Below are 17,496 nucleotides of genomic sequence, written 5' to 3'. Positions count from 1 at the left end.
TGCAGACCCTTCGGGTCGCATTTCCCCGATGGGCGAGCGCCCGATGAGATCGCGCACGAAGTGCGCATCTCAGGGGCGCGGGGAACTGCGCGACCAGCCCCCACCGGGCCGCGGGCGAACAGCGGGCTCAACCCCAACGGCGCCCCTCCCGGTCCCCCAAGGGGCACCATAGACGCATGACTGAGAGCAACCGGGCCATGCCCGACTGGGAGGCCCGGTTCCGCGCCCCCCGCGTATCGCTGCCCGACTGGGCGGAAGACGCCCCGCACCGCTCCCTGTTCGTGTCGAACGCGACGGGGACCTACGAGCTGTACGCCTGGGACCGGGCCACGGGAGAGCAGCGCCGCGCGACGGACCGGGCGAACGGGACGACGGACGGCGTGCTCTCCCCGGACGGCGCGTGGATCTGGTGGTTCGACGACACGGACGGGGACGAGTTCGGGATCTGGCGGCGTCAGCCCTTCGCGGGCGGCGCGGACACCGAGGCGGTGCCCGGACTGGCCGCGTCCTACCCGGCGGGCCTGGCGCTCGGCCGCGACGGCCACACGGCGGTGGTCGGCCGCTCCACGGACGAGGACGGCACGACGATCCACGTGGTGGCCCCGGGCGTGGACGCCCCGGCCGAGATCTACCGGCACCGGGAGTCCGCCGGCGTAGGCGACCTGAGCCATGACGGCACGCTGATCGCGATCGAGCACACCGAGCACGGCGACGCGATGCACGCGGCGCTGCGCGTGGTCCGGCTCGACGGTTCGCCGGTCGCGGAGCTCGACGACACGAAGGGCGGCACGGAGGAGCTGGGCCTGGAGGTGCTGGGCTTCGCCCCGGTCACCGGCGACACCCGGCTGCTGATCGGGCACCAGCGGCGCGGCCGCTGGGAGCCGATGGTGTGGGACGTGGCGTCCGGCACGGAGACCGACCTGACCCTCGACCTGCCCGGCGACGTGTCGGCGGAGTGGTACCCGGACGGTTCGGCGCTGCTGATCGCGCACAGCTTCGAGGCCCGCGGCGACCTGTGGCGCTACGAGTTCGCGACGGGCGCCCTGACCCGGGTCGACACCCCGCGCGGCACCGTCTCGGGCGCCTCGGCGCGGCCCGACGGCAGCGTCGAGTACCTGTGGTCCTCGGCCGCCGAGCCGCCGGTCGTGCGCTCCACGTCGGGCGAGGTCGTGCTGGACCCGCCGGGCTTCACGGCCCCGCTGTCGGTGCCGGTCGAGGACGTGTGGGTGGAGGGCCCGGGCGGCCGCGTCCACGCCCTCGTGCAGCGTCCGGCCGGCACGAGCGGCCCGCTGCCGACCGTCTTCGAGATCCACGGCGGCCCGACCTGGCACGACTCGGACGCGTTCGCCGCGGGCCCGGCGGCCTGGCTGGACCACGGGTACGCGGTGGTCCGGGTCAACTACCGCGGCTCGACGGGCTACGGCCGCGAGTGGACCGACGCGCTCAAGCACCGGGTCGGTCTGATCGAGCTGGAGGACGTCGCGGCGGTCCGCGAGTGGGCCGTCACCTCCGGGCTCTCCGACCCCGAGCGGCTGGTCCTCGCGGGCGGCTCCTGGGGCGGCTTCCTGACCCTGCTCGGCCTCGGCACCCAGCCGGGCGCATGGGCGGTGGGCCTGGCCGCGGTGCCGGTGGCCGACTACCCGGCGGCGTACGAGGACGAGATGGAGGCCCTGAAGGCGCTGGACCGCACCCTGTTCGGCGGCTCCCCCGAGGAGGTCCCCGACCGGTACACGGCCTCGTCCCCGCTCACGTACGTCGACGACGTGAAGGCGCCGGTGCACATCTCGGCGGGGCTCAACGACCCGCGCTGCCCGATCCGCCAGATCGACAACTACGTGGACCGGCTCGCGGCCCGGGACGCCGTGCACGAGGTGTACCGCTACGACGCGGGGCACGGCTCGCTCGTTGTCGAGGAGCGCATCAAGCAGGTCGCCCTGGAGCTGGACTTCGTACGGCGCCACCTCCCGTAGGCGGGGGCGTAGACGTAGGGCGGGGTCGCGGTACGGGTCCTTATATCGGACCCGTACCGTGGAAGGCGTGTACCGGTTCCTGCTGACGCCCCGCTGGTGGGGGATCAACGTCTTCGTCCTGCTGGCGATCCCGTTCTGCATCTTCATGGGTTCCTGGCAGCTCAGCCGTTTCGAGGACCGGGTGCAGGACCACCGGTCCGTCACGGAGCGGGCGTCGGCGAACGAGAAGTCGAAGCCGGCGCCGCTGGCCTCGCTGCTGCCGGTGGACAAGGTGACCTCGGGCAAGCGGGCCACCGCGACCGGCCGTTACGACCGTCAGTTCCTGGTCCCCGACCGCGACGTCGACGGCCGCACCGGCTTCTACGTGGTGACGCTGCTGCGCCCCGAGGGGGCCGACGGCTCGGGCGGGGCGCTCCCGGTGGTCCGCGGCTGGCTGCCCGGCACGGCCTCGGCCGCGAAGGCGCCCGCCGCGCCGAAGGGCGAGGTCACCGTGGTCGGCGCGCTCCAGGCCGCGGAGTCGGCGGGGTCCAACGGGGTGTCGAACACGGGCGGTCTCCCGGCCGGTCAGGTCGGGGTGATCAGCGCGGCGTCGCTGGTGAACCTGGTGCCGTACGACGTCCAGGACGCCTGGGTCACGCTCGACAAGGCGGACGGCGGCATGACGCCCGTGCCCGCCACCACCCCGCAGGGCAGCGGCCTGGACCTCAAGGCGTTCCAGAACCTGGGCTACACCGGCGAGTGGTTCGTCTTCGCGGGCTTCGTCGTCTTCATGTGGTTCCGGCTCGTGCGCCGCGAGGCCGAGGCCGTGCGCGACGCCGAGCTGGGCCTGGTCGAGGCCGAGGAGCCCTCCCAGACTCCTCAGCCGACCGGCTGACCTGCTGCTTTCTCCCTCAGGAGGCGGGCAGCACGCCCGTCTTGTACACCGTGCCCTGGCAGGCCCCCTGGATGGTGGCGTCCGCACTGGGCGCCCCCGGCTCCGCGGTGTGCTCCACCAGGACACTGCCCTGCGCCGGGTCGTCCGAGCCGAGCTGCGTGGAGAGCCCCGAGTCGGTGCTGTCCCCGGCGCCGGTGGTCTGCTCGGTGGGCGTCGGGGACGGGGACGCGGTGCCGCCGCCGTCGCCGCCGGAACCGCCGTCGCTGCCGCCGCTGGAGGGCCCGCCGGTCGCCGGGCACTGCCCGGACGGCACCCAGGCGAAGCGCACCTCGTACGACATCCCGGGCTCCAGGATGAGCTGGCCGGGCTCCGTGGACGGGTCGGGCAGGCCGGTCGCCGCGTCACCCGAGGTGTGGTCGACGACCGTGACCCTGGCCGGGTCCGCCGCGCCCTGCGCGGTCGCCCCGGTGGCACCCGAGCCGTCGATCGTGCAGTTGCCCGTCGAGACGTTCGTGACGCGGAAGGAGCCGTAGACCGTGCCGTTCGCGTCCGCCACGCCCACGTTCGGCACCGGGGCGCCGAGCTCGCTCGCGTCGCAGACCGGCGCGCTGGCCGCGGCGGCGGTGCTGCCGCCGCCCGGCCGGTCGGTGGACGTCCCGCCGGTGTCGCGGCCCTTGCCGCCCCCGCGGTCCTTCTTGCCGTGCCCGGCCTTGTCCTTGGACCGGCCCGGCCCGGCGCCCTTCTCCTTGCCCGAGCCGCCGCCCGAGGCCTTCCCGGCGTCGACGCCGCCGTGCGTGGCCTCGCTGTTGCCGGCGATCGAGGGGCGGTCGTTCGACGCGTTCGTGTTCGCCACGTGGAGCACCGCGGGCACCGCCATCGCGACGAAGACACCGGCGGCGATCGCGCCGACCGCGGCCTGCCGCTTGCGGGCCCGGCGCGCGGGCACCGCCCTGCGCAGCTGCTCGAGCGACGCGTCGGAGGGGGCGATGTCGGAGACGGCCTGCCGCATCAGGCGCCGCAGCGCCAGTTCGTCCTCGCCGGGGCCGGGAGCGGCCCCGGGGTCTTCCTCGGGGTCCGCCGCACCGGCCGGGCGGCCGGATCCGTCGCTCACTGTCGCGTCCCCTGCGTGGTCTGCGTGTCCTGCATGTCCTGCGCGTCCTACGTGTCCTACGTGTTCTGTCCGTACGTCCGGGGCATCGTCCCGCTCCTGGGCGCCGAACCGTTCCTCCGGGCCCTCACGGCCTGCGTGGCTCATACCGGCGCCTCCTGCATGGCGACGCGCAGCGCCGCTATGCCGCGCGACCCGTACGCCTTCACCGAGCCCAGGGAGATCCCCAGCGACTCGGCGACCTGCGCCTCCGTCATGTCCGCGAAGTAGCGCAGCACCAGCACCTCGCGCTGACGCCGCTGGAGACCGCGCAGCGCCTTCTTCAGCGCGTCCCGCTCCAGCAGGTCGTACGCGCCCTCCTCGGCGCTCGCCATGTCCGGCATCGGCTTGGTGAGCAGCTTCAGGCCGAGGATGCGGCGGCGCAGCGTGGAGCGCGACAGGTTCACCACCGTCTGGCGCAGGTAGGCGAGCGTCTTCTCCGGGTCGCGCACCCGCTTGCGGGCGGAGTGCACGCGGATGAACGCCTCCTGGACCACGTCCTCGCAGGAGGCCGTGTCGTCCAGGAGGAGCGCCGCGAGTCCCAGGAGGGAGCGGTAGTGGGCGCGGTACGTCTCGGTGAGGTGATCGACAGTCGTGCCGGCCGCCATCGAGTCGTCAGCGCCCTGCGCCTGTGCCGGGATGTGAGCCGGCCGTGTCGCGGGCATGGGGGCGATCACCGGCATTCCGCCGGCCGTGCCCACCCGGGGCCGGCGCACACCGAGGGGAGGCCGCAGGGCCGCGCCCCGTGCCTGAACCGCTGTGAAGTCGAGTACCTCTGCCACGCCTGTTGGACACGCTTCCCCCCGTCAGGGTTGTACGCGTCCGGCATCCGATGTGCGACAGAACTCGCCATCGCCACGAATGACGCCGTGCCCCATGCCGACATGCGTACCTGCTCTTCCCCTATGCCCCGATATGCCTCGTCCGCCCGAGGCCACCGAAAGGCGACCGCAAAGACGCTCCCCGCCCTGCGCGCGGTTGCAGGACGGGGAGGGAAATCTCGGACGCACGACGACGCCGGCGCAGGATCCGCACCGGCACCCCTCTCACAGAACTTACACAGATCCTACGTTTGGATCTTCGGAAGGGAAGGGGGGTGCCCGTAATACGAACAACTGCACCATGTGAACGGACACCGGGGCCGGTTCGCGAGCCGATTCAGGAGGCGGTTCAGGAGGCGGTGAACTCCGCGGCGATCAGCTCCGCGATCTGCGCCGTGTTCAGCGCCGCGCCCTTGCGCAGGTTGTCCCCGCACACGAACAGCTCCAGGCCGCTCGGATCGTCCAGCGAGCGCCGCACCCGCCCCACCCACGTCGGATCCGTACCGACGACGTCGGCGGGGGTGGGGAACTCGCCCGCGGCCGGATCGTCGAAGAGCACGACGCCGGGCGCCGTCGCGAGGATCTCGCGGGCCCGGCCCACGGTGACCTCGCTCTGGAAACGGGCGTGGACGGTCAGGGAGTGCGCGGTGACGACCGGGACCCGGACACAGGTGACGGCCACCGGCAGCTCGGGCAGACCGAGGATCTTGCGGGACTCGTCCCGCACCTTCATCTCCTCCGAGGACCAGCCGTCCTCGCGCAGCGATCCGGCCCACGGCACCACGTTGAGCGCCACCGGTTCGAGGAAGGGACCCGTCGCGTCGCCCACGGCCCGGCGCAGATCGCCGGGGCTGGTCCCCAGCTCCGTACCGGCGACGAGGTTGAGCTGAGCCCGCAGCGTCTCGACGCCGGCCCGTCCGGCGCCGCTGACCGCCTGGTACGAGGAGACGACCAGCTCGCGCAGGCCGAACTCGGCGTGCAGCGCGCCGATCGCCACGATCATCGACAGCGTCGTGCAGTTCGGGTTCGCGACGATCCCGCGCGGACGCACGCGCGCGGCGTGCGGATTGATCTCGGGGACGACCAGCGGCACGTCGTCGTCGAGACGGAAGGCGGCGGAGTTGTCGACGACGACGGCGCCCTTGGACGCCGCGATCGGCGCCCACTGCGCCGCCACCTCGTCGGGCACGTCGAACATGGCGACGTCGACCCCGTCGAAGACCGACTCGGTCAGCGCGACGACCTCGGTCTCCTCGCCGCGCACGGTGAGCTTGCGGCCCGCCGAGCGCGCCGAGGCCACCAACCGGATCTCACCCCAGATGTCCGCGTGCTGGGACAGGATCTGGAGCAGCACGCCGCCGACGCTCCCGGTCGCTCCCACGACCGCGAGCGTCGGACGCCGCTCTGATCTCACGGCCATCAGCGGCCGGTGCCTCCGTAGACCACGGCCTCGTCGGACTCGGAGTCCAGGCCGAAGGCGGTGTGCACGGCCTGGACCGCCTCGATGACGTCCTCGGCGCGGGTGACGACCGAGATGCGGATCTCGGAGGTCGAGATGAGCTCGATGTTGACGCCCGCGTCGCTGAGCGCCTCGAAGAACCCGGCCGTGACACCCGGGTTCGTCTTCATACCGGCGCCCACGAGGGAGATCTTGGCGATCTGGTCGTCGTAGCGCAGCGAGGCGAAGCCGACGGCGGCCTTCTGCTTCTCCAGGGCGTCGATGGCCTTGCGGCCCTCGGTCTTGGGGAGCGTGAAGGAGATGTCGGTGAGACCCGTGGACGCGGCCGACACGTTCTGCACGACCATGTCGATGTTGATCTCGGAGTCCGCGATGGCGCGGAAGATCTTCGCGGCCTCGCCCGGCTTGTCGGGGACGCCGACGACGGTGACCTTCGCCTCGGAGGTGTCGTGCGCGACACCGGAGATGATCGCCTGCTCCACGGGCTCTTCCCCTTGCTGCTTCTTGATCGGCTCGTTGCTGACCCAGGTGCCCTGCAGTCCGCTGAAGGAGGACCGCACGTGGATCGGGATGTTGTACCGGCGCGCGTACTCCACACAGCGGTGGAGCAGCACCTTGGACCCGGAGCTGGCGAGCTCCAGCATGTCCTCGAAGGAGATCCAGTCGATCTTCCGTGCCTTCTTCACCACACGCGGGTCGGCGGTGAACACACCGTCGACGTCCGTGTAGATCTCACAGACCTCCGCGTCGAGCGCGGCGGCGAGGGCGACGGCCGTCGTGTCCGAACCACCACGCCCGAGGGTCGTGATGTTCTTGCCCTCCTGGCTGACGCCCTGGAACCCCGCGACGATGGCGATGTTGCCCTCTTCGATGGAGGTCCGGATGCGTCCCGGCGTGACGTCGATGATCCGGGCTTTGTTGTGGACGGAGTCGGTGATGACGCCTGCCTGGCTGCCCGTGAACGACTGGGCCTCGTGGCCCAGGTTTTTGATCGCCATGGCCAGCAGGGCCATGGAGATCCGCTCCCCGGCGGTCAGCAGCATGTCGAATTCGCGCCCGGCAGGGATCGGCGATACCTGCTCGGCGAGATCGATCAACTCATCCGTCGTGTCACCCATCGCCGACACCACGACAACCACCTGGTTGCCGTTCTTCTTGGCGTCGACGATGCGCTTGGCGACCCGCTTGATGCCTTCGGCATCTGCAACGGAGGAGCCTCCGTACTTCTGCACGACAAGGCCCACGTGCGCTCCTCGCTCAGTCCGTCTGTCACCGCGAGTACGTACGCGTACCGCGGTCGGCTCAGTCTAACGAGCGGCCGAAATCCGCCCCAGCTTTACCGCATCGTGAGATGTCCCGCTCACGAAGTGGTCGCTGGGTTTCCTGGTGCCGACCGGCCGCTCCGCACGAGCGCATGCCCAGCCGCATCCGCGGCAACCGGGAAAGTGGGCCAGGTCACTTGACCGGACGAAGCCCGAGCGGGCCCGCGATCTCCTGCGCCATGACCTGGCCGGCCTCTTCCTCCAGGGTGCCCTCGGCCCGGCTCAGGGCCTCGTCCGTGTCCAGGCCGTCCAGGTCGTCCAGCGGCTGGTTCAGCCGCACGTGCGCGACCAGCGACTGGAGCGCGCGCAGCGTCGCCGACGCCGTGGAGCCCCAGTTCGAGAAGTACGAGAACTGCCACCACCACAGCGCCTCGGTGACCCGGCCCGCCCGGTAGTGCGCCATGCCGTGCCGCAGATCCGTGATGACGTCCGCGAGGTCGTCCGAGATCCGGGCGGCGACCGGCGCCTTGCGCGGCTCGTACGGGTCGAAGACCTCCGAGTACACGTCGATCGGCTCCAGCATCCGCGCGAGCCGCTCGCGCAGCTCGTCCACGTCGCCCTCCGGGCCGAGGTCGGGCTCGTAGCGCTCGTCGGGGACGATGTCCTCGTGCGCGCCGAGCCGGCCGCCCGCGAGCAGCAGCTGCGAGACCTCGAGCAGCAGGAACGGCACCGCCGAGTCCGGCTCGTCGCCCTTGGCGACCTCGGTCACCGCGACGATGAACGACTCGATCTGGTCGGAGATCTGGACGGCGAAGTCGCCCGGATCCCGGTTGGTGGCGTGCAGCGTGGCGTCAGACATCTAGCAGTCGTCTCCCCTCGAAGGCACGGCCGAGGGTCACCTCGTCCGCGTACTCCAGGTCGCCCCCGACGGGGAGGCCGCTGGCCAGGCGGGTGACCTTCAGGCCCATGGGCTTGATCATCCTCGCGAGGTACGTGGCCGTGGCCTCGCCCTCCAGGTTCGGGTCGGTGGCCAGGATCAGCTCCGTGACCGTCCCGTCGGCCAACCGCGCGAGAAGTTCCCGTATACGCAGGTCGTCGGGTCCCACACCCTCGATCGGGCTGATGGCGCCGCCGAGCACGTGGTACTTGCCCCGGAACTCACGGGTGCGCTCGATCGCCACGACGTCCTTGGGCTCCTCGACCACGCAGATGACGCTCAGGTCGCGGCGCGGGTCGCGGCAGATGTTGCACAGCTCCTCCTGCGCCACGTTCCCGCACGTCGCGCAGAAGCGGACCTTGGCCTTGACCTCCATCAGCGCCTGCGCGAGGCGCCGCACGTCGGTCGGCTCCGCCTGCAGGATGTGGAAGGCGATCCGCTGCGCGCTCTTGGGACCGACGCCGGGCAGCCTGCCCAGCTCGTCGATGAGGTCCTGGACCACGCCTTCGTACACGGATTGCCTTCGCCTTCAGGTCGTCCGCAGGTCGTCTGCGGTGTCTTGATACGTACCGCTGTCTTGATACGTACGGTAGTCGGATCCCGGGCTAGAAGGGGAGGCCCGGGATGCCGCTGCCGCCGCCGAGTCCCTGGGCCAGCGGGCCGAGCTTCTGCTGCTGGAGCGACTGCGCGTTCTCGTTCGCCGCCTGGACCGCCGCGACCACCAGGTCCGCGAGGGTCTCGGTGTCCTCCGGGTCGACCGCCTTCGGGTCGATGACCAGGCCCCGCAGCTCGCCCGAGCCCGTCACCGTCGCCTTGACCAGACCGCCGCCCGCCTGCCCCTCGACCTCGGTGCGCGCCAGCTCCTCCTGCGCCTTCGCGAGGTCCTGCTGCATCTTCTGGGCCTGCTGGAGCAGCTGCTGCATGTTGGGCTGGCCACCACCGGGGATCACGATGAGCTCCTTGGTCTGTATGCACGGTCTGTACGGACTGTCTGTCCGAACGAGCCTACGTGGTCCGGGGGGCGCACGCCCCGGCATGTCGCGCTGCACTCTTTCGAGTGAGTCGACCGGGGTCCCTATACCTGATCAACGGCCACTTCTGAGCGGATACCCCTCGAAAACGGGAACAGGGCCACCCATTGGGCGGTAGGAAGATGCTGCACATTCAGCCCCATCCGTAACCAGCCCAGGGAGTGCCGGGTGAGTCAGCCGGAGATGCAGCCCGAGGGTCCGTCGCAGGCGGACCCCGGCGGGGGCGGCGCGCGCACCGGTGACCTCTCGGGGCGGGCGTTCCCGCTCGGCGACTGGGGCGAGCCGGCCGAGCGCCTCGACGAGCTGTACCGCTGGGTCGAGGAGGGCGCCCTGCGCACCGCCTCCTGGTACCTCGCCGACCGGGTCCGCAAGCGGCGCGCCGCCCGGACCCTGCGCGCGGGCGCGGCGCTCGGCGCGGTCTGCGGAGCGGTGCTGCCGCTGCTCGACCTGACGCGGGTGATCGGCGGCGGCGCCCCCTGGGGCTATCTGGCGCTGCTGCTCGCGGTCGCGTGCGTGGTCGGTGACCGGTACTTCGGGCTGACCTCGGGGTGGATAAGGGACGTCGCCACGGCGCAGGCCGTGCAGCGACGGCTCCAGGTGCTGCAGTTCGACTGGGCCTCGGAGAGCGTGCGCGAGGTGCTCGGCCCCGCCGACGGCACGGCCGGTGAGGCCGCCGAGCGCTGTCTGTCCGTCCTGCGGCGCTTCTCGGAGGACGTCACCGAGCTGGTCCGCGCCGAGACCGCGGACTGGATGGTCGAGTTCCGCTCGGGCCCGGCCCCGCTCGGCATGCAGTCCTCCGTGCCCGGCCCCCAGCGGCCCGCCGAGGTCCCGCCGCCGGGCCGCTTCCCGCTCCCCCCGGGCACCCGCCCGAACATGCCCCGCCAGCGACCGCCGGAGCCGCGCTGAGCGGTGGGGCTAGGCTGGCGATTCGTACAGTCGTTTCCGCATCAGTAACGACATCGCGAACATCATCAGCATCGGCAGCGGCGACGAAGCCGCCGCCGGCCGACCCGAGGGATCCCATCCGTGCCAGTCTCCGACGGCCTCGCCGTCACCCGCAGCACCCTGCGCCAGCAGATCGCGGACGCGCTGCGCGACGAGATCCTCGGCGGGCGGCTCGCTCCGGGGCAGGAGTTCACGGTCAAGGAGATCGCCGAGGGGTACGGGGTGTCGGCGACGCCGGTCCGTGAGGCGCTGGTCGACCTGAGCGCGCAGGGGCTGCTCGACTCGGACCAGCACCGCGGCTTCCGGGTCCACGAGTACTCGCTGGGCGACTACCGCTCGATGATCGAGGCCCGCAGCCTCGTCGCCGACGGCATCTTCCGGGGCCTGTCCGAGAACCCGCCGGACGATCCGCGCCACCCCGCCGCGCTGGCCGGGGTCCGGCGCCGCGGCGAGGAGGCCGCCCGCGCCGCCGGGGCCGGTGACCTGAACGTGCTGATCGGCTACGACCTGCGCTTCTGGCGGGAGCTCTCCGCACTCTTCGGGAACCCGTACCTCTCCGACTTCTTCCACCGGCTGCGGGTCCAGTCCTGGATGTGCGCGGTGCCGCACCTGCGCCGGGCCGGTGATCTGCGCGGCCGGCTCTGGTCGGGGCACTGCGCTCTCGTCGACGCGCTCGTCGCGCGGGACGCGCACGCGGCGCACGCGATCGTCGCCGCGTACAACGAGGACGCGCTGGTCCTGATCGAGTCCCTCGCCAAGAGCTGACCGCTCCCGGACTGATCCGGGCTGATTCCCGGGGCTGATTCCTTGCCCGCGATGGGTACCTGCAAGGCAGGGTGACGCCGCCGTGTCGCCCATTACGCTGGCGTACGCCGGGAACCCCCGGCCGAACGGAGCCTCGAAGGAGCCCCCTTGGCCTGTGACCTGTGGCTGGTCCCCCTGGTCGACGTGCTGTGCCACAGCCCCGACAATCCCTTCGCCGAGGAGCTCGCGCTCTACGACAGGGCACTGCACGACGCGGGGCTCCCGCCGGTGCCGGTCCACGCGTACATGCCGGGGCTCTCCGGTGACGTGGCCCCGGTCGCGGGGTTCGACTACGACGCGCTGCACTTCCTGCGCCGCGCGTATCTGCTCCAGCTGTGCGGGCTCGAGGTGACGCCGGTCGACGAACTCGGCGGGGACTACGAGCAGTTGCTGGAGATGTTCGAGTCGACGGCCCAGGGCTCGCACCTGGTCTGGCACTACGACCACGCGGGCGCGTACGTGCCCCTGGACTTCCCCGCGCCGCTGTCCGACGACGAACTGCTCGCCGGGGGCGGCCCGCTGGGCTCCTCGCACGCGCTGCTGCGGGAGCTGGAGTTCGTGGCGCCGGCCATCGGGATCGACCCGGCGAACCCTCCGCTGCCGCCCGTGCCTCCGGCGGCGCCGACGTCCCTGGAGGAGCCGGCCGCGTCCGTCCCCCTGGACGACAGCCCCTTCGCCCGCGAGCGCCACGTCTGGCTGGGCCTGCACCAGGCCGCGACCCGCAGCCTGGCCCAGAGCTCAATGATCATCTTCAGCTGACCCCGAAGCACCGCCCCGGCGCAGAACCAGTGCCGGGGCGGATGCGCCCCGGGCATCTCCCCTGGCCAAGCCCTGCTCCCACCACCCGCCCCCTCCGGGGGCGTCGGCCCGGCACCGGGCGCGCCCCGACTCCGACACAGGGCACGACGGCCCGGCCCGGGGGCGCACGGAGTGCGCCTTCAGGGGCGCGGGGCCGTACCCGATCAGCGACGCCATCGCGGGGCGCGACCGGCAAGCCCCCGGGGCATGCGGAGCGTGTCTTCAGGGCGCGGGACTGTTTCCGAACAGCGACGCCGTCGCGGGGCGCGACCAACCTGCCCCTGGGCGCACGAATTGTGCCTCCCAGGGGCGCGGGGCTGCTTCCGATCAGCGACTCCGTCGCGGGGCGCGACCAGCCACGACGAAAGCCGCACCCCGCGACGACGAGCGACCCCTGCGGCGCGCCCCGTTCAGGGACGCGCCACCCCCGGCCGAGCCGCCTCCGCCGGCACACCACCGGCCTCGCCCCCGGCAGGGACCGGCTCGGCGGGGCGGTACGGGATGGCCAGAGTGATCAGCGCCCCGATCACCGCCACCCCGCACCCGATCAGCATGCCCGTACGGAACGCGTCCTCCGACGGAAGCGTGACCCCGCCCGCCGACACGGTCATCTGCGACAGCACGACCCCGATCACGGCGGCGGAGGCCGACGTACCGATGGACCGCATCAGCGTGTTGAAACTGTTCGCGGCCGCCGTCTCGGACTGCGGCACCCCACTCATGATCAGGGCCGGCATCGCACCGTAGGCGAGCCCCACCCCCGCCGTGATCACACACATCACCAGCGTCAGCTGCCACGCACTGCTCATCAGGAACCCGGAGATCCCGTACCCGAGGGCGATCACGACGCTGCCGAGCAGCAGCGTGACCTTCGGCCCGTGCTTGCCGGACAGCTTCCCGCCCAGCGGCGCGACCGCCATCATCATCAGCCCGCCCGGCATCATCCACAGCCCCATCGCCATCATCGACTGCCCGAGCCCGTACCCGGTCTCCTTCGGCAGCTGCAGCAGCTGCGGCACGATCAGCGACGAGGCGTACATCGCGAAGCCGACCACGACCGACGCCGCGTTCGTCATCAGGACCTGGGGGCGGGCCGTGGTGCGCAGGTCCACCATGGGCTCGCGTACCCGCAGCTCCCACAGCCCCCAGCCGAGCAGCACGACGACGGCAACGGCGAACAGGCCGAGCGTCGTCCCGCTCCCCCAGCCCCAGTCCGCGCCCTTCGACACGGCGAGCAGCAGCGCGACGAGGCCGACGCCGAGCGCCACGGCCCCGACGTAGTCGAACCCGCCCGTGGCCGGCGCCCGCCGCTCCGTGTCCGGCACGGCGAACTTCAGCAGCGCGGCGATGGTCACACTCAGGCCCGCCGACACCCAGAAGAGCACGCGCCAGCTGCCGTAGTCCGCGATCGCCGAGGCGAACGGCAGCCCGAGCGCGCCGCCGATGCCGAGCGAGGCGCTCATCAGGGCGATGGACGTGCCGAGCTTCTCCGGCGGCACGAGGTCGCGGAGCAGGCTGATGCCGAGCGGCACGAGACCGACGCCGAGACCCTGGAGGCCCCGGCCGACGACCATCGTGGTCAGGTCGGAGGCCAGCGCGGCGACGACCGAACCGGCGATCAGCGGCACGGTCGAGACGAGCAGCATCCGCCGCTTGCCATACAGGTCACCGAGCCGGCCCATGATCGGCGTGGCGACGGCGCCCGCGAGCAGGGTGACGGTGACGACCCAGGTCGCGTTCGACGGTGAGGTGCCCAGGATGCGCGGCAGCTCGCCGAGCAGGGGTACGACCAGGGTCTGCATGACCGAGGCCACGATGCCGCCGAACGCGAGTACGGCGACGATGCGCCCGGGGTGGCCGGTGGGCGCGGCCCCGGGCTTGCTGGCTTCCATGGCGGTTGGGCTCCTTCTTCCTTGGGATGTGCACCGTACAATTCATGTGCATCATGCACAACACATGTACGGTGCATATCGCCGTGATATACCTGCCGGTAAGCGGAGGAAGGACGGGTCGAGGTGGCTGAGGTGGCTGACGCGAGCGAGGGCTCCGGTGGCGACAAGGACGCCACGATGCGGCAGCTCGAGTTCGAGACGATGCTGTTCAACCGGCACGCGTATCTCTTCGCGAACCGCGCCAGAGCGTCGATCTGGAACCTCGACCGCAGTGCCTACATCCTGCTCACCCGGATCCAGCTGGTCGGCCCGATGTCGATCGGCCAGCTCAGCGAGGCGACCGGGCTCGACGCGTCGACGCTGAACCGGCAGACCGCCGCGATGACCCGGCAGGGCCTCGTCGAGCGCATCCCCGACCCCGACGGCGGGATCGCCCGCAAGTTCCGGATCACGGAGGAGGGGGAGCGGGCGCTGGACGGCGACCGCGCCCGCAACCTCGGCATCCTGGAGGACCTGATGGACGACTGGTCCCCCGCCGAGGCCGCGACCTTCACCGCCTCCCTCCACCGCCTCAACCGAGCGATAGAACGCCTCGACGGCCGCCCCTGGCCCCGGCCCTGACCTCGCACGTGCGGCGCCCGGCCCCTACGGCGGTACTGCCGTCGAGACCGGCGACGGGACCGCGCACCCGGGGCCGATATGCCGCCCCCCGAGGCCGGCGCCGGGCCGACCCGCCCCGGACGGGGCGGGTGAGGGCCGGGGCGGACGGGCCCCGTAGAAGCGCGGGGACCTGCACGCCCCGCCGCGACAGCGACCCGGCACCCCGCGGCGGCACTGCCCACGTCCTGCGGGCAGACGAGCCCCGCAGGGGGCACGGGGCTGTTTGCATGCGCGGCTCGGCCGCTGTGGGGCCGAGCCGCCGCAGACGCAGCTGCGCCCCGTACCCGGGGCTGAGATGCCGCCCCCGAGGCCGGCGCCGGGCCGACGCGCCCCGGACGGGGCGGGTGAGCGCGAGAAGGGCCGGGGCGGACGGGCCCCGTAGAAGCGCGGGGACCTGCACGCCCCGCCGCGACAGCGACCCGGCCGGCGACAGCGACCGGCCCCACGCGGGGGCTGTTTGCGTGTGCGGCCCGGCCGCTGTGGGGTCGAGCCGCACACGTAAACAGCGCCGCAGACGCAGCGGTGCCCGGCCCCCTGGCGACGGCGACGCCCACCCCCGGCACCGAGCCCCCGCAACACCCCCTACGGCAACGCCAGCGCCCACGCCCCCGCCCGGACCGCCCAGGTCCGCCTTCGTACCGGCCCGCCGATCACCGAATCGGCCCGGTAGCGGAAATCGGCTCCCGAGACGGTCACGCTCCGGGCGGCCACCCGGACCGCCCCACCGGCGGCGCCGCCCCGCACCTCGACCTGGGCGAACCCCGCCCCCGCCGCCACGCGCACCCCGTCGACCGGCTGGTCCAGGTCCACCAGCATCACCCCGTCCGCCTCCACCCGGAGCCGGGCCGCCACCCCCTGGGCCGAGGCCGCGCCCCCCGCCGACCGCGCCCCGAACCCCCGTACCAGCGACCGGCACGTCCGCAGGAACGGCAGCCCGTGACCCGCGGAGCTCTCCCCGGAGGGGCCGACCGGCGGGATCCGGAGCTCGCCGAGCACCACCCCGTCACTGTCGTCCACCAGCAGGTCGAGCCGCCGTTCCACCCCGTCGAGCGCCGCCCGCGCCGCCGCGACCGGCCCCACGGGCACGCCCAGGGAGTGCGCGAGCCCCACCGAGGCGCCCACGGGCACCATCGCCAGCACGGCGTCACCCAGCTCCCGGTCCCGGTGCAGCAGCGACACGGCCCGCAGCAGCGCCCGGTCGTCGCCCACGACCACGGGCCGCCGTCCACCCCGCCGCGCCAGGGCCCGCGCGAACTCCGCGGGCCCCTCCGGCAGGCACACCTTCGCGGTCGCGGCCGCGCACAGAACGTCCTTCGCGATCCGTACGGACTCCCCGTCCGCACGCCGCGCCGACGGGTCCACGATCACCAGGAGCTGCCGCGACAGCGCCTCGCCCACGCGGTCCGACGGATGGTCCAAAGCCGCCACCTCGGCTCCGCCTCGCTTCCTCGGGTAGCATCTTTGTGCAAGAGCCCCTTGCGCTATTGCGCCAGGGGCTTCGTCTATTCCGGGGTACCCCAAGGTTCACGAAGGCTGTGACGCACATCAGCGGCTGCGGCCCCTGACCTTGGACATGCCCCGCCCGGAAGGGGTGTACGCCTGTGCCCGCACTTGTGCTGCTCGGTGCTCAGTGGGGTGACGAAGGCAAGGGAAAGGCCACCGACCTGCTCGGTGGGTCCGTGGACTACGTAGTGCGCTATCAGGGCGGCAACAACGCCGGCCACACGGTTGTCGTAGGCGACCAGAAGTACGCGCTGCACCTCCTCCCTTCCGGAATCCTCTCCCCGGACTGCACGCCGGTCATCGGTAACGGAGTCGTCGTCGACCCGTCGGTCCTGCTCTCCGAGCTGAGCGGTCTGAACGAGCGCGGCGTCGACACGTCCAAGCTCCTGCTCAGCGGCAACGCTCACATCATCACGCCGTACAACGTCACGGTCGACAAGGTGACGGAGCGCTTCCTCGGCAAGCGCAAGATCGGCACGACCGGGCGCGGCATCGGCCCGACCTACGCGGACAAGATCAACCGCGTCGGTATCCGTGTGCAGGACCTCTACGACGAGTCGATCCTCACCCAGAAGGTCGAAGCCGCCCTCGAGGTCAAGAACCAGCTCCTGACCAAGCTGTACAACCGCCGCGCGATCGAGTCGCAGCAGGTGGTGGAGGAGCTCCTCGGCTACGCGGACCAGATCAAGGGCTACGTGGCCGACACGACCCTGATCCTGAACAACGCTCTCGAGGAGGACAAGGTCGTCCTCTTCGAAGGCGGCCAGGGCACGCTCCTGGACATCGACCACGGCACGTACCCCTTCGTCACCTCGTCGAACCCGACCGCGGGCGGCGCCTGCACCGGTGCCGGCGTCGGCCCGACGAAGATCAGCCGCGTCATCGGCATCCTGAAGGCGTACACCACGCGTGTCGGCGCGGGCCCGTTCCCGACCGAGCTCTTCGACCAGGACGGCGAGGACCTGCGCCGCATCGGCGGCGAGCGCGGTGTCACCACCGGCCGTGACCGTCGCTGCGGCTGGTTCGACGCGGTCATCGCCCGTTACGCCACCCGCGTCAACGGCCTGACCGACTTCTTCCTCACCAAGCTCGACGTCCTCACGGGCTGGGAGCAGATCCCGGTCTGCGTCGCGTACGAGATCGACGGCAAGCGCGTCGAGGAGCTCCCGTACTCGCAGACCGACTTCCACCACGCGAAGCCGATCTACGAGAACCTGCCCGGCTGGTCCGAGGACATCACGAAGGCCAAGACCTTCGCCGACCTCCCCAAGAACGCGCAGGCCTACGTGAAGGCCCTGGAAGACATGTCCGGCGCCCCCATCTCGGCCATCGGCGTCGGCCCCGGCCGCGACGAGACGATCGAGATCAACTCGTTCCTGTAACCCGGGACGCG

The 17,496-nt window shown here is 72.1% G+C and carries 16 protein-coding genes; 7 read left to right on the top strand and 9 right to left on the bottom strand.

Features of this window, described 5'->3' with window-relative positions; translation table 11 throughout:
* The first annotated feature begins 176 nt into the window (after nt 1–176).
* Entirely contained in the window at nt 177–1,970 is a 1,794-nt protein-coding gene (locus tag ACIBTU_RS05855) for a S9 family peptidase (protein ID WP_399124651.1), read from the top strand.
* Between the two features lie 67 nt (nt 1,971–2,037).
* A complete protein-coding gene (locus ACIBTU_RS05850; protein WP_399124650.1) occupies nt 2,038–2,844 on the top strand; it encodes an SURF1 family protein in 807 nt (268 codons plus the stop codon).
* A gap of 16 nt (nt 2,845–2,860) precedes the next feature.
* Here ACIBTU_RS05850 and ACIBTU_RS05845 read toward each other — a convergent pair whose 3' ends face one another.
* From ACIBTU_RS05845 to ACIBTU_RS05815, 7 genes are all read right to left on the bottom strand, one after another.
* The gene (locus tag ACIBTU_RS05845; RefSeq protein ID WP_399124649.1) at nt 2,861–3,955 is read right to left on the bottom strand and encodes a hypothetical protein; all 1,095 of its coding nucleotides are present in this window, start codon (nt 3,953–3,955) and stop codon (nt 2,861–2,863) included.
* Between the two features lie 140 nt (nt 3,956–4,095).
* Entirely contained in the window at nt 4,096–4,773 is a 678-nt protein-coding gene (locus ACIBTU_RS05840) for a SigE family RNA polymerase sigma factor (RefSeq protein ID WP_399124648.1), read from the bottom strand.
* Between the two features lie 388 nt (nt 4,774–5,161).
* Nucleotides 5,162–6,232, bottom strand: coding sequence for an aspartate-semialdehyde dehydrogenase (locus ACIBTU_RS05835; protein WP_399124647.1), 1,071 nt, complete (start codon nt 6,230–6,232; stop codon nt 5,162–5,164).
* Nucleotides 6,232–7,515: an aspartate kinase gene (locus tag ACIBTU_RS05830; protein ID WP_399124646.1), complete on the bottom strand. Its 1,284-nt coding sequence runs from the start codon at nt 7,513–7,515 to the stop codon at nt 6,232–6,234. The genes ACIBTU_RS05835 and ACIBTU_RS05830 overlap by 1 nt, the downstream gene beginning before the upstream one ends.
* A gap of 211 nt (nt 7,516–7,726) precedes the next feature.
* The gene (locus ACIBTU_RS05825) at nt 7,727–8,392 is read right to left on the bottom strand and encodes a DUF5063 domain-containing protein (RefSeq protein WP_399124645.1); all 666 of its coding nucleotides are present in this window, start codon (nt 8,390–8,392) and stop codon (nt 7,727–7,729) included.
* Nucleotides 8,385–8,984 (bottom strand): recombination mediator RecR, encoded by a 600-nt coding sequence (recR, locus tag ACIBTU_RS05820; RefSeq protein ID WP_018529216.1) that lies wholly within the window; start codon nt 8,982–8,984, stop codon nt 8,385–8,387. Before recR ends, ACIBTU_RS05825 begins: the two co-directional genes overlap by 8 nt.
* Nucleotides 8,985–9,075: 91 nt before the next feature.
* The gene (locus ACIBTU_RS05815) at nt 9,076–9,420 is read right to left on the bottom strand and encodes a YbaB/EbfC family nucleoid-associated protein (RefSeq protein ID WP_188338159.1); all 345 of its coding nucleotides are present in this window, start codon (nt 9,418–9,420) and stop codon (nt 9,076–9,078) included.
* A 249-nt stretch (nt 9,421–9,669) separates the two neighbouring features.
* Here ACIBTU_RS05815 and ACIBTU_RS05810 point away from each other — a divergent pair, with 249 nt between their 5' ends.
* The 3 genes from ACIBTU_RS05810 to ACIBTU_RS05800 all read left to right on the top strand — a co-directional run bounded on the left by ACIBTU_RS05810 (nt 9,670) and on the right by ACIBTU_RS05800 (nt 12,009).
* Complete coding sequence (locus ACIBTU_RS05810) at nt 9,670–10,407, top strand: SLATT domain-containing protein (protein ID WP_399124644.1); 738 nt, start codon at nt 9,670–9,672, stop codon at nt 10,405–10,407.
* 120 nt (nt 10,408–10,527) lie between these two features.
* On the top strand, nt 10,528–11,211 hold the full coding sequence (locus tag ACIBTU_RS05805) for a GntR family transcriptional regulator (protein ID WP_399124643.1): 684 nt from the start codon (nt 10,528–10,530) through the stop codon (nt 11,209–11,211).
* Nucleotides 11,212–11,358: 147 nt separating this feature from the next.
* Nucleotides 11,359–12,009 (top strand): hypothetical protein, encoded by a 651-nt coding sequence (locus tag ACIBTU_RS05800; protein ID WP_399124642.1) that lies wholly within the window; start codon nt 11,359–11,361, stop codon nt 12,007–12,009.
* A 449-nt stretch (nt 12,010–12,458) separates the two neighbouring features.
* Here ACIBTU_RS05800 and ACIBTU_RS05795 read toward each other — a convergent pair whose 3' ends face one another.
* Nucleotides 12,459–13,940: an MFS transporter gene (locus ACIBTU_RS05795; RefSeq protein ID WP_399124641.1), complete on the bottom strand. Its 1,482-nt coding sequence runs from the start codon at nt 13,938–13,940 to the stop codon at nt 12,459–12,461.
* Nucleotides 13,941–14,117: 177 nt separating this feature from the next.
* On the opposite strand from ACIBTU_RS05795, the gene ACIBTU_RS05790 reads away from it, so the two are divergent.
* Nucleotides 14,118–14,561 (top strand): MarR family winged helix-turn-helix transcriptional regulator, encoded by a 444-nt coding sequence (locus tag ACIBTU_RS05790; protein WP_399124822.1) that lies wholly within the window; start codon nt 14,118–14,120, stop codon nt 14,559–14,561.
* 621 nt (nt 14,562–15,182) lie between these two features.
* Here the strand turns inward: ACIBTU_RS05790 and ACIBTU_RS05785 are convergent.
* The gene (locus tag ACIBTU_RS05785; protein ID WP_399124640.1) at nt 15,183–16,019 is read right to left on the bottom strand and encodes a diacylglycerol kinase; all 837 of its coding nucleotides are present in this window, start codon (nt 16,017–16,019) and stop codon (nt 15,183–15,185) included.
* Between the two features lie 182 nt (nt 16,020–16,201).
* On the opposite strand from ACIBTU_RS05785, the gene ACIBTU_RS05780 reads away from it, so the two are divergent.
* Nucleotides 16,202–17,485: an adenylosuccinate synthase gene (locus tag ACIBTU_RS05780; protein WP_399124639.1), complete on the top strand. Its 1,284-nt coding sequence runs from the start codon at nt 16,202–16,204 to the stop codon at nt 17,483–17,485.
* Nucleotides 17,486–17,496: the final 11 nt, after the last annotated feature.

The organism is Streptomyces sp. NPDC050145 (assembly GCF_044460245.1).
Lineage (GTDB): Bacteria > Actinomycetota > Actinomycetes > Streptomycetales > Streptomycetaceae > Streptomyces.
The sequence above is the reverse complement of the archived record's forward strand: the minus strand, read 5'-3'. Positions and strand labels throughout refer to the sequence as shown.

Excerpts from the sequence above, each read along its gene's own strand:
- ACIBTU_RS05790 (WP_399124822.1), top strand. The coding sequence starts at position 14,118 with ATGCGGCAGCTCGAGTTCGAGACGATGCTGTTCAACCGGCACGCGTAT.
- ACIBTU_RS05825 (WP_399124645.1), bottom strand. The coding sequence starts at position 8,392 with ATGTCTGACGCCACGCTGCACGCCACCAACCGGGATCCGGGCGACTTC.
- ACIBTU_RS05855 (WP_399124651.1), top strand. The coding sequence starts at position 177 with ATGACTGAGAGCAACCGGGCCATGCCCGACTGGGAGGCCCGGTTCCGC.
- ACIBTU_RS05835 (WP_399124647.1), bottom strand. The coding sequence starts at position 6,232 with ATGGCCGTGAGATCAGAGCGGCGTCCGACGCTCGCGGTCGTGGGAGCG.
- ACIBTU_RS05795 (WP_399124641.1), bottom strand. The coding sequence starts at position 13,940 with ATGGAAGCCAGCAAGCCCGGGGCCGCGCCCACCGGCCACCCCGGGCGC.